The sequence below is a fragment of the Gracilinema caldarium genome (assembly GCF_029265695.1).
Lineage (GTDB): Bacteria > Spirochaetota > Spirochaetia > Treponematales > Breznakiellaceae > Gracilinema > Gracilinema caldarium_A.
The window spans coordinates 1-11,604 of record NZ_JAJUHW010000061.1 but is presented as its reverse complement, the minus strand read 5'-3'; the positions used below and the strand labels follow the sequence as shown (position 1 = coordinate 11,604).

The window sequence follows — 11,604 nt, the reverse complement described above, 5'->3', positions numbered from 1 at the left end:
TTCTAACGTATGATGTTGAGCCCCAATCTGTTCTGTTAATATGCCATCTCCAAGGATGGTTCGCTCCAGGTTGATAGCATAAAAGGGTCTTTGCTCATGGGCTTCAAAAAAGAGGAGCCGATATTGATAGGTACCGCCTTTATGGCCGGCGACACCAATAACCGAGTATCCTTCCAGTTCAAAGCGCTCCAGGGGCCCTAGGGCAACCTGGGATATCCATGAAATATCCCGAAGAACTTCCATGTTACTTCCTCTGGTATAACTCTAGGGCCAAATGGGTAAGGATGCAAGTGCTTTGTTCAGCTGATTAGATGTTCAACGTCTTCTTGAAAGTTCCTTTTCCTCGTATTCTGACACACAACTGAGCCAATCGGAACCGATTGGTATACCGGCTTCTAAACATAGCTCATCCCAAACTGCAGCGATCGGCAGCAGTTTTGCCTCCTCCATGAGGGCGAGCCGTTCGTGCGGTCTACCAGCCTGTTCAGCCTCTCTGATTAAATCTACCGGTTCAAGAAAGGCTTCAAGCAGAGCCTTCCTAAAAGCTCGGGCTCCTATAATCCAAGCAGCAATACGATTTATCGATGCATCGAAATAATCGAGGGCTAGATGAACCTTATCAAAGGTCTCCAGCCTATGAAGTTCTCGGCACAGCTCTCGTACATCATCTGAATAGAGGGCCACATGGTCCGAATCCCAACGAATTCCCCGGCTTATATGCAATAGCAGCCCCGGTACAAAGGCAAGTAGGGCTGATATTTTATCGGTTAGAGTTTCGGTAGGATGAAAATGTCCCATATCAAGACATAGTTTAATTTGTTTTTTTACCGCGTAGCCCATATAGAATTCATGGGAACCTACCACATAGGCTTCGCTGCCGATTCCAAACAGCTTGCTTTCAACTGTATCGATAATATTTTTCTTGTTAACCGGTTCTGCTAAGATTTCATCTAGCGCTGCTTCGAGTCGCTTCCTAGGACTGGATCGATCAGTAATCATATCCTTAGAGCCATCGGGAATCCAGATGTTATTAACGCAAGGTTCCTTTTGAACAGCTCCCATAGCAGCAGCAATTCGCCGGCTGGCTTTTCCGTGTTTTATCCAAAAATTCTGTATCTTTTTATCAGCGCTTGCCAAGGTGTAGCCTGTGCTGGCTAATGGATGGGAAAAAAAAGATGGATTAAAATCAAGATTGATATGCTGTTCCTGGGCCCAGCGTATCCATTTTTCAAAGTGTTCAGGCTCTAATTCGTCCCGTTCAACCTTTTTGCCCCCAGTCTCCGCATAAAGAGCATGAAGATTGAGTCTTGAGATACCGGGAATCAAAGAAATCGCAAATGTTATATCCTTTCGTAATTCATCCCCATTCCGGGCACGGCCTGGATAATTTCCTGTTGCAAGGATCCCTCCACCGGATAGTTCAGAGGCTCCTTCAAAACCTATAACATCATCGCCCTGCCAACAATGTAGCGAAAGGGGAACAGCGAGGGTCTTTTTGATAGCCTCATCAGAATTTACACCAAATTGTAAATATCGTTCCTTTGCATGCTGGTACATTTCTTTTACTGTATTAGGATTAGTTTTCTTTTCCTTTTTCATGGTGATTTACTCCTTTATTTTGTCGAAATGTTTGACCGGTACTGTTCAACTTCCCAGTTATTGATGAAATCTATATATATTTGTTCCATGTGACGGGGACCCCCGAAACTATCGGTAAAGCAGGCTACCTTTGCTGCATCTGAAATAAGTTCTATTGCAAGTTCCGCTGCCCGCTCAGTCAGTCCAAGACCAAAGACTCCAAGGGATGAAACAGCTATGATTTTTGGTGGCCTTTTAAACATATCTAGATATTCTTTCCATTGGTTCTTAATGCTCTCTTTGTTAGCCTCAGTTAAAAATGAATGTTCAGTTAGTTTAAGGTCTATAAAGAGGGGATTGCTGCCCGCATACACGATATGATCAGGTGTAAATGGAAGCTGCAGGGCTAGGAAGTTCTCACGATCCTGCGTGTATCGTGCAAGTTCAGAAGTTCGGCGAAATTGAATGTGCAGTTGATGATGATTATTATGAAAAGTCGTAAGGAAATCTGTTATAGATTTAGATGGTCCATACTCCACTTGAATGTCGTCATTTTGGGGAAATCGTTTTATATGTCTACTTATGGTATCAATAATAAATCTATACTGTTCTTCAATCTCTTTTGTAGTATCAGCTGCAACAAAAATGCCATGGTTCTGTAAGAAAATTACAGTCGGAGTCCTACGATGTTGAGTTTTATAGGCCTCTACTGCCATTTTTACTCTAAGGGAAAGGATATAACCAGGGTTTGTGATAGGGATCCAAAGGGGGACCTGGCCAAAGAGTTTTCGGAGAGCCTGTTCGCCTTGCTTTGAGCAGGTCAAGCCATTTACGATAGCCGGATGGGTATGGACCACATATGCATAGGGCAGAAGCTCATGGAGCATGGTTTCAACACTGGGGCGCTTATGGCCCTCACCTGGAAGTCGGGCTTCCATTAAATCCTCCAGCACCATCCGTTCCCGTTCACTTTCATTGTGCGGGTATTCCTTTTGCCATATATGTTGTAACTTTTCTCTATCCATGTGTACAAAGTCCTCTGCCTGTATACATGCCAGCGAGGTACCTGAACCTTTTATATAGAGAATTTTATTATCCTTGTAAGAAGTATTTCCGCCCCCAGCTATTACAAAGTTAGGATCGGCTCCATATTTTCTTGAGATATTTACTAAAGCTTCTAAACTCACAACAACTCCTTTTCCAGGATTAATCCATGTGAAACATTTCTTCCAGGGGATCACTTAACGGCGATTCATCAGGATTGGTTTCCATGATATCCGACATCATATGCCACCATTTTTTTACCACCTCTAAATGGGGAAGTTCATAATCAGTTGCGTCATCAGCCAGGTACTGAAATGCAAAAAGGGTATTTGTTTTCTTATCCAGATATATTGAATAATCTGAAATCCCAGCCCTTCTTAGTTCAGCTTTAAGTTCTGGCCAGATAGCATCATGTCTTTTTTTGTATTCTGCTTCGCAGCCAGGTTTAAGGCGCATGGCAAAAGCATTTCGTCTCATACTACGCTTCTCCGTGTATTAGTTTTTAAGTCAAAACGTTTAATAATTTCAGGAATAGCTACTGCGATTATAAGGAGTGAACCAGTAACCAAATTCATAACCCGACCAGGAACATTTATGAGCCCCATACCAAACTTTAAATACCCTAACAGAAAGTTAGCCACTACTACTCCAAAGATGCCGCCGAATCCGCCAGTAATAGCAACCCCACCGAGTACAACACTGGTTATGGCATCCAGTTCTATACCGCTAGCAATATTTGGCCTTGTAGACCCGATACGGCTTGTGAGTAAAACCGCTGCGAGCCCTGAAAAAAGACCGGCCCAACTAAAGATTATGAACCTTAGGCGGTTAACTGGTATGCCGGTAAAACGAGCTGCAACTGGGTTTCTTCCCAAGGCATATATTTTGCGGCCGAAGGTTGTTCTGTGTAGCAGAATTCCTGTAAACACCGCAAGGATCAAGAACAAAAGTAATTCAAAGGGAATTTTCGTGCCAGGTAAATATCCCTGGCCAAAATATGCAAAGGATTCAGGATATTTCGTGTATGCCTGATCACCTAAAACGGCTTGAGAGATTCCTCTGAAAAGAGATTGGGTCCCAATGGTAACCGCAATGGCTGGAATTTCAAAACGGGTGATAAGCCATCCATTGAGCATCCCTGCAAAAAGCCCTACTCCAAGACCAATAAGCACCAGCCAGCCTGTCTGCACCCCAGCCTGAGAAGCTGCACCCATTGCTAAAGAAGAAAGGGCAAGTATAGAACCAACCGACACATCAATATCTCCGCAGAGAATAATGAACATCATTGGTAATGCAATAACGGACTTTTCGATAAAATTAAAGGTAGTTTCCAAAAGATTATCTGGATCAAGAAAGTAGGGTGAAATAAAGGACCCTGCCAGCATTACCAACACAAAGATAATGCTCAAGGTAAAATCCCAGCTTCGTATAAGGGTATGAAACGTTTTGCCCTTCATACTAGACTCCTTTTAGCAAGCATTTTTTGCTGGTTACGCCGGTTAATGATGGTGTTTGCCACGATGGCTATTAGAATTGCTGCTCCTTGAATTGCCATCTGGTAGAAGGGTGATAGATTGATGACCGTTAGAGCATTGTAGAGCAGTCCCAGGAAAAAGGCTCCTAGCAAAACTCCTACGATGCTTCCTGATCCTCCAAGAACGGATACTCCGCCTATCACACAGGCTGCAACAGCCTGGAACTCATAACCAAGGGCCGTATCAGTCTGAGCAGCTGCATAGCGGGTTACATAGAGTAGTCCCGCCAAACCGGAAAGAACTCCACTTAAAGAAAAAACCATAAAATCAATCTTAGCTCCTGAAATACCCGCTAACCGTGCTGCAAGTCGATTCCCTCCAATTGCATAAATGGCCCTACCTTTTTGGGTGAAATTAACGAATAGCCCAACCATAAGTACCGTAATGACGGTATACCAGATAATTCCAGAAATACCGAGAAAAGGCCTATGAGGAATTGATTCAAAAAGGGCCGACATTTCATGAGCACTGACCCATTGTCCACCTGATACAAGAAATACTAGGGCTCTATAGATTGCTATTGTGCCTAGGGTGGTGATGATCGGTGGTATGTGTAAGAGACCTACTAGTGCCCCATTCACACTGCCAAAGATAAAACCCAATGCCAGAGTGATTAACAGGATCAGCGGAATAGGCAGTTCTGGTAGCTGCATATTTAACATGGAGACGAGCATACCCACTAGAGCCATCGTAGACGAAATTGAAAGGTCTATACCACCGGTTAAGAGAATTAAAAACTGCGCTGTGGCTGCCAGAATTAAAACTGCCGTATCATTTAATACATCATAGATATTACCGGGGCTTGCGAATTGTGGATATCTGAAACTTACAAGCAACATGAAAAAAACGATAATAATTGCAAGACTGGTTTCCCGTCTTTTGATAAGCTGCTGAATGTCTTTCATTTTAGGCCACCTCTACTGGTTTTACTGTGCTGCCCATGGCGGCCCGCATTATGAGCTCTTCTTTATATTCTTTGCGGGCAAAACTTGCTGAAACACGACCTTCATGCATGACAATCACCCGATCAGTCATGCCGATAATTTCTGGCAATTCTGATGAAACAAGAATAATTGCTAAACCCTGGTCTGCCAGATTTGAAATAATTTGATGCACCGCAGATTTTGTTGCTACATCAATCCCTTTGGTTGGTTCATCAAGAATGAGTAGGGAGGGATGGGATGCAAGCCATTTTGCTAAAACCACCTTCTGTTGATTTCCACCGCTTAAGGTTTGTACATCATACTCAAGCCCTGCAGCCTTTACTTCCAGTTTTTTTGCATAATCTAAAGCTAGCGCTCTTTCTTTTACATCATTTAAAAAACCCAGGGTACTGAGGGCATCAATTTGCGGGAGAGATATATTCTCAGCGATCGACATGCTTAAAATAGCCCCTTGCCGCTGGCGATCCTCAGGCACATATACAATTCCCCGTTTCATGGAATCCTGGGGGCTTTTAAAGCGACATGGGTGATCTCCCATTATTATTTCTCCGCTGTCCAAAGGATCTATCCCAATCATGGCCCGCATGACCTCCGATCGCCCAGCTCCTACCAGGCCAAAAAATCCAAGAATCTCCCCCCGATGTACTGAAAATGACACATCTTTAAAGACTCCTATTTTAGAAAGATTTCGAGCCTCTAACACTATTTCGCCAATCAAAGCATTGCCCTTGGGGAAGAGCTGGTCTATACTCCGACCAACCATCATCCGGATAAGCTCATCCTCTGTAACCTGCTGCATAGAACCTTCGCCTATATAACGCCCATCCCGCAGGACGGTGTAATAATCTGCAATTTCAAAAAGTTCTTCGAATTTATGAGATATAAATACAATGGCAGTACCCTGAGCCTTTAATTTTTTAACCAGATCAAATAGTTCTTTTGTCTCACGGATTGTAATAGCACTGGTGGGTTCATCCATAATTAAAATCTTTGCTTCCTGTGAAAGCGCCTTTGCTATTTCAACCAGATGCCGTTCAGCGGTGGAAAGATTCTTTACCAGTGTATGTGAATCGATAGACATGCCGAGATTTTGCAAGAGTTCATCTGCGTATCGAAACATGTTTTTCCAGGATATGGGTTGTACTGGGATCCAGTTAGGCATAGGATAACGTGGTTCATGGCCCATAAAAATATTTTCTGCCACAGTAAGGTCCGCAAACATGGCTGTTTCCTGATGTATAACTGCAATACCAGCCTTTTGTGCTTCCTGCGGCGATTTAAATTGGATCTCCTTACCCAGATATCGAATTGTACCAGAATTCGGTTTATATACCCCGGTCATTATCTTCACCAGGGTCGATTTCCCTGCACCATTTTCTCCGATTAATGCATGGACTTCTCCTGGCTTTATTGTTATATGCACATCATCAAGAGCTTTAATGCCAGGAAAATACATACTTATATGGGATAATTGCAAAAGTGCCTCATCCATGGAGCTGCACCCCCTTGTGTATATAAAAACCGCCCGTTTTCTGGAGACTCCAGATTGCGGGCGGGTAGGAGGACCTACGACTTAGAACATTGCTGCATATTTTGCAATGTTGTCTTTAGTAAATGTGAAGGGTTCACCCATGATTGCAAGCCCCTTGGGTCCAACCTTAATGGTTCCCATGCGGCCAGCTGTAAAGGTATCACCTTCTTTGCCGGTATTTTTTCCCTTTACCAGATTGTAGCAAATATAGGTTGATGAATAGCCCAGATCGATCGGGTTCCAAAGAGCAATCGCCTTGGAAACACCATTTTCTACGTATGCCTTCATTTCAGAGGGAAGTCCAAGTCCCGTGAGCTGGATTTTTCCTGTCAGGCCCTGATCCTGGATAGCCTTAGCAGTCGCTGCTACACCAACTGTGGTCGGTGAAATAATGCCCTTAAGATTGGGATAGGATTTAAAGAGTCCAAGGGCTTCCCGATAGGACTTATCCGATGAATCATCCCCATATACAACAGCGACGAGTTTCATGTTTTTGCATTTCGGATTTTCCTGAATTTCCTTTTTCATATATTCAATCCAGGCATTCTGATTTGTCGCCTGGGCGGTTGCAGAAAGAATGGCTACCTCTCCTTCCCAATTTACCAGTTCACCCATCAGTCTCATCTGGCTGCGGCCAATCAGCTCTGTATCCGAAGGTGCCAGATGCAGTATACGTCCAGCCTCGGCGATCCCAGAGTCAAAAGAAATGACCTTTATACCCGCTTCCATAGCCTTCTTTGCTGCCGGTACCAGGGCATCCTGATCATTCGCGGAGATAGCAATCGCATCGACCTTGGTGGCTATAAGGTTATTGATAATTTCGATCTGGCCTTCAGCGGTTGCAGAGCTTGGTCCCTGATAGATAATCTCCACATCTCCAAGTTCTTTTGCTGCTTCTTGGGCTCCGTCTCGGACAGCTTCAAAGAAGCCGTTCCCAAGACTTTTTACTAGAATTGCAATACGAACTTTTTTCCCCGCCGAAGTAGCCTTAGTATCCTGTCCTCCCGAGGCAAAAACCGAAGCCGCAATGAGCACCAATGCGGTAACTACGAATAGTTTTCGTTTCATACGAAATCCCCCTTTCTTGATATATCAGCCTATACAAGCTGATTTCAATGATTAGTATGAGGGGCTTTCCATTAAAATGAAACAGGACAGTTCTACAAAAATAGTGGGGAAATTCTATGATTTTTTATCTTGGCCAGGAGATATCCCCATAATCTTTTTATAAAGCCTTGCAAAATGCTGCTCATCCATATAACCAACAGCCCATGCAGTTTCCTTGACTGAAACCCCAGATCGCAATAAATTGCGTGCTTCTTTTATACGAAGGTTTGTGATATAACTGGTATAGGTTGTTCCAGTTCTCTGATGAAAAATGGCTGACAGATAATTCGGGCTAAAGCCAAATATAGCTGCGACTTGAGATAAGCTAATACTTTCTGCGAAATGCATATCGATAAACCGTAGTATCTCTGTAAAGGGATCCTTTTGTCTTTCCTTTTCGTTTTGTTGAATAAGACACAGTAGTTCCTGCCTTGTTTCATCTAGATAGCTATCTTTAAGAAGGTATTGGGTCAGTGAAGTTTCTATATATAGAGATTTTTCAAGATTTTGAATCAGCTGGTGCTGAAGCCTTTTTTCAACTTTTTCAAACTTTATATATAAATCGTAAACATGATTTTTACAGGAGATCCAATCCTTTCGGTGCCAACTTCGAGTCAAAGTAACAATTAAGCGGGCTGCCTCTAACTCATTCGAGGTATAAGGCTGTAGAATTTGTGAAGCATGTTCCAGATCGATACAAGCATTTGGTAAAAGTGGTGCAAAGTTTAAAAGATCCCGTATTTTTTTTATTTGTCTTGCGGCAGTCTCTAAGGAACTGCATAAAGATCCTATCAGCATTTTAATTTGATAAAGTGAAAAATCATGTTGCAGCCGGGCAAAAAGATGATTAAATCCAGTATCTTTCCAATGTGATGCATTCTCTGCCGTTTTAACCGGATATGCTATCTCATAGTACCCGTAATCGTTATTTGGATAAAGAAGTATAAAGGGGTTGTCTTCTGAATCAATTTTACAATAGAACTGGATTGTCTCTTTGATCGCCTTTTGCGGCAAGGTAGGGCCTTGTAAAGAGATTATATACGGTACTATGCTGTTCATATTTTTTTTAATCAGAAACATGGGTTCCGAATTGGTTTCCAATGGTTCATTAGAGAATGCTGCTTCAAGGTTCTCCAAGCGTTTATGCCACCAGGTTTCCAGTCTTTCAATCTGGGCTTCTTTAATTTTCTGGAATTTTTTTATAAGATCTGTTGTGACATCCCGCACTTCGGTGGGGTCCGGGGGTTTTAAGATGTAGCCCTGAGCTCCGAGTTCTATGGCTTTTTTTGCATAGGGAAAGTCAGCATAGGAACTGACAATTGCCCAGGGAATGTCCGAACGATTCTCACAACGCATCATTGCTTCTAGCCCGTCCATTCTAGGCATTCGGATGTCCACAAGGGCAATATCAACCTGATTTCCCTGAATCAGCCTTATTAAATCCAGGCCGTTTTCTGCCTCAATTACGTTGATACTGGTGAATTGTTCGCGAAGTATAGATAGTATGTTATACCGTGCCAGTGGTTCATCGTCAGCCACTGCAATCCGTATCATACCTCCTCCTCTATACTGATTTTAGTTCCAAAGGAACCTTCAGTTCAATTCGACAGCCCTGTCCCGGTTCAGAGAGAATCCTTAATCCCGCTTTTCTATGTTCAGATTGATTTGAATAGCAAAGGTGAAGCCTTCGTTCTACGTTCGAAAGTCCCACACCTTTTTTCATCATTAAGGGGGTGAATCCAGTCCCCGTATCTTCAATGGCAATGAGGCCCCATGTACCAGTCTCATCAATCGTTTTTTTTATATCAATCAAGATAGTTCCGGTTTCACCGGTAGGTTCTATACCATGAATAATAGCATTTTCTACCAAAGGCTGAATAATAAGTTTTGGTATTTTCATGGACCGCAAATCCGGATCAACTGAAAATTCCCATTTCAGTCGATGCTGAAAACGCATTTTTTGCAATTCCAAATATTTAGTAATAAATACTAGTTCGTCGTTAACAGTAGCAATTGATTCATGATCTAGGGTATATCGCAGCATATCCTTGAGGGCCAGTATTGACCGTTCCAAACTTTCCCGATCACCCATTCGGTTCAGTGCAGCAAAACCGCCCAGAACATTATACAGAAAATGTGGCTGAACCTGTGACTGCAGTGCCTGATATTCAGCGCTTCGTTCCTCCACCAATTCTGCATAGGTTTTCGCATTGGTGATAAGAAGGGCTGCAAACTCCAAAAAGTTTTCAAATTTAATGCGGTCTAGATCGTTATACTTGTCTTTCTCACGGTATATCAAAAATATGCCGTGAAGCAGCCGTCCCCCATTGAGTCGGGAATCTATCTCGCTTAATTGGGGTAACAATATCGCACTTCTAGAAGTTGTTTCTAAATTTTGTCCAAAATGCAGGGTTACTGAAATATCCTTAAGCAAGGAAGGTGAAAAATACTTTTCTTTGTTCTCTCCTTTGGCAAGCTGGCACTCAATACGATAATCAGCATTTTCCTGAACAAGAAAAGCCGAAGCATCTACTTCCAGAAGTTCCAGAGCTGCGTTGAGTACCGTCTCAATACCTAATTCTGTTCCATTTGATTGGCTGTTTTCCAGGGTCCTATCAGAAATTTGACGAGCGATAGATACCAGGGTTCTTAAATGTTCTTTAAGTATTAGGGTATAACGGTTAAAGTGGGTTGCCAATTCCTGAAATTCATCGCTGGTATTAAATTCTAGGTTTGTGGAAAAATCTCCTTCTGCAACGGTATACAGGGCGTTCCCCAGGGTTTTTAATCTCCTAACAATCCGTGCGGAAAAAACAAGGGGAATGAGGGCTGCAAGCACTGCTCCTACTAGACCTAAAAAAAGAAACGATTGTGTTAAATCCCTACGAATTTTTTGAGCCTCTTCATCGAGGGCCTGTATAAAATAGTTAAGAAAACTTTCAAAACTATTGGCTAGATAATAAGAAGTCTGTCTGGCTTCATCAAACAGAGCTATCAGATCGCTGTCGCTGGAGCTTTGGATGCGAAAATAGAGATCTTCTCCCAATAGTCCCGCATCCTGTATTTTTTGCAACCGAGCCTGTAAGCCCATAAGCTTTCCAAAAGCTTTCTGGCTCATCAGTTCTGCGGTTGCATACTCTTCTTTTAAGATACCCTGCTTAACGAGTTGAATCAGGGTAGGTTCATTCATAAATTTTTGGAATTGGTCCTGAAAGATAATTGATGCATCCTTCCAGGAACGGATAGCAGAGGTATACACATCAAAATAAAGTACATCCTTCAGATTGCCGTAGGTTTCCGGTGCAAAGGCCCCAATCATGACATCCTTGGTGAGCTGACGTACCCGCCGGGATTGCTCAAGTAGTGCCTGACCTCGTAGTGCTGCTTCAGAAAGTTTCTCGAGCCTATATTGGGTAAATATTGAAAGCCCTACCAAAGCCAGCACTATGAGAAAGATGCAGCTGTAGAGGGCAATAAACTTATACCGCAGTCGCATGTATCAGTATGGCCTCCCATTTCCAAGTCAGAGGGCCCTGTTTGGCCAGACTATACATCAAGTCACGGATTGCACCAAGGCGTTCTGCTCCCAGCTGATTTGCCATGCTTTTTCCCCAGGAGGATTTTTCCGTATCAAACCAGCTGTTGATATCCGAGGTACTGATGAGCCGCTCTTCACTTCGCTTAATAATGTTGCTCTGTGTCTCAAAGCCTGCGCTCCGGAGGGCAGACTCCAGGTCTTCCCATTCCCAGGCACTCTTATAGTTATCCCAGAAGACAGCCTCTGCTTCTTTTAGGCTATGTATCAGATCCTTTATGGTTTCAGACTCAATGTTTTCGAGTCTCGGTATTTCTTCTTCGATAAGGC

General features: G+C 43.0%; 10 protein-coding genes and 1 pseudogene. All 11 read right to left on the bottom strand.

Annotated elements, in window-relative coordinates; genetic code table 11:
* On the bottom strand, positions 1-243 hold a 243-nt coding region (locus Q7P68_RS13125), incomplete at its 3' end, for a hypothetical protein (protein WP_304226405.1).
* Positions 244-315: 72 nt separating this feature from the next.
* Positions 316-1,599 (bottom strand): L-rhamnose isomerase, encoded by a 1,284-nt coding sequence (locus Q7P68_RS13120; RefSeq protein WP_304226403.1) that lies wholly within the window; start codon positions 1,597-1,599, stop codon positions 316-318.
* 14 nt (positions 1,600-1,613) lie between these two features.
* Positions 1,614-2,765, bottom strand: coding sequence for a class II aldolase/adducin family protein (locus tag Q7P68_RS13115; protein ID WP_304226402.1), 1,152 nt, complete (start codon positions 2,763-2,765; stop codon positions 1,614-1,616).
* Positions 2,766-2,784: 19 nt separating this feature from the next.
* Positions 2,785-3,099: an L-rhamnose mutarotase gene (gene rhaM / locus Q7P68_RS13110; RefSeq protein WP_304226400.1), complete on the bottom strand. Its 315-nt coding sequence runs from the start codon at positions 3,097-3,099 to the stop codon at positions 2,785-2,787.
* Complete coding sequence (locus Q7P68_RS13105; RefSeq protein ID WP_304226398.1) at positions 3,096-4,079, bottom strand: ABC transporter permease; 984 nt, start codon at positions 4,077-4,079, stop codon at positions 3,096-3,098. The genes rhaM and Q7P68_RS13105 overlap by 4 nt, the downstream gene beginning before the upstream one ends.
* Entirely contained in the window at positions 4,076-5,062 is a 987-nt protein-coding gene (locus tag Q7P68_RS13100) for an ABC transporter permease (protein ID WP_304226396.1), read from the bottom strand. The genes Q7P68_RS13105 and Q7P68_RS13100 overlap by 4 nt, the downstream gene beginning before the upstream one ends.
* Position 5,063: 1 nt before the next feature.
* The gene (locus Q7P68_RS13095; RefSeq protein ID WP_304226394.1) at positions 5,064-6,593 is read right to left on the bottom strand and encodes a sugar ABC transporter ATP-binding protein; all 1,530 of its coding nucleotides are present in this window, start codon (positions 6,591-6,593) and stop codon (positions 5,064-5,066) included.
* An 81-nt stretch (positions 6,594-6,674) separates the two neighbouring features.
* On the bottom strand, positions 6,675-7,700 hold the full coding sequence (gene rhaS / locus Q7P68_RS13090; protein ID WP_304226392.1) for a rhamnose ABC transporter substrate-binding protein: 1,026 nt from the start codon (positions 7,698-7,700) through the stop codon (positions 6,675-6,677).
* Positions 7,701-7,814: 114 nt separating this feature from the next.
* Positions 7,815-9,293 (bottom strand): response regulator transcription factor, encoded by a 1,479-nt coding sequence (locus Q7P68_RS13085; protein WP_304226390.1) that lies wholly within the window; start codon positions 9,291-9,293, stop codon positions 7,815-7,817.
* A gap of 10 nt (positions 9,294-9,303) precedes the next feature.
* Positions 9,304-11,235 carry a sensor histidine kinase gene (locus Q7P68_RS13080; protein WP_304226388.1) on the bottom strand — a complete coding sequence of 644 codons (1,932 nt, stop codon included), beginning with the start codon at positions 11,233-11,235 and terminating at the stop codon, positions 9,304-9,306.
* Positions 11,219-11,604, bottom strand: a pseudogene (locus Q7P68_RS13075) (AAA family ATPase); the annotation flags it as partial. The pseudogene Q7P68_RS13075 and the gene Q7P68_RS13080, both read right to left, overlap by 17 nt.

Excerpts from the sequence above, each read along its gene's own strand:
- Q7P68_RS13120 (WP_304226403.1), bottom strand. The coding sequence starts at position 1,599 with ATGAAAAAGGAAAAGAAAACTAATCCTAATACAGTAAAAGAAATGTAC.
- rhaM (WP_304226400.1), bottom strand. The coding sequence starts at position 3,099 with ATGAGACGAAATGCTTTTGCCATGCGCCTTAAACCTGGCTGCGAAGCA.
- Q7P68_RS13105 (WP_304226398.1), bottom strand. The coding sequence starts at position 4,079 with ATGAAGGGCAAAACGTTTCATACCCTTATACGAAGCTGGGATTTTACC.
- Q7P68_RS13100 (WP_304226396.1), bottom strand. The coding sequence starts at position 5,062 with ATGAAAGACATTCAGCAGCTTATCAAAAGACGGGAAACCAGTCTTGCA.
- Q7P68_RS13095 (WP_304226394.1), bottom strand. The coding sequence starts at position 6,593 with ATGGATGAGGCACTTTTGCAATTATCCCATATAAGTATGTATTTTCCT.
- rhaS (WP_304226392.1), bottom strand. The coding sequence starts at position 7,700 with ATGAAACGAAAACTATTCGTAGTTACCGCATTGGTGCTCATTGCGGCT.
- Q7P68_RS13085 (WP_304226390.1), bottom strand. The coding sequence starts at position 9,293 with ATGATACGGATTGCAGTGGCTGACGATGAACCACTGGCACGGTATAAC.
- Q7P68_RS13080 (WP_304226388.1), bottom strand. The coding sequence starts at position 11,235 with ATGCGACTGCGGTATAAGTTTATTGCCCTCTACAGCTGCATCTTTCTC.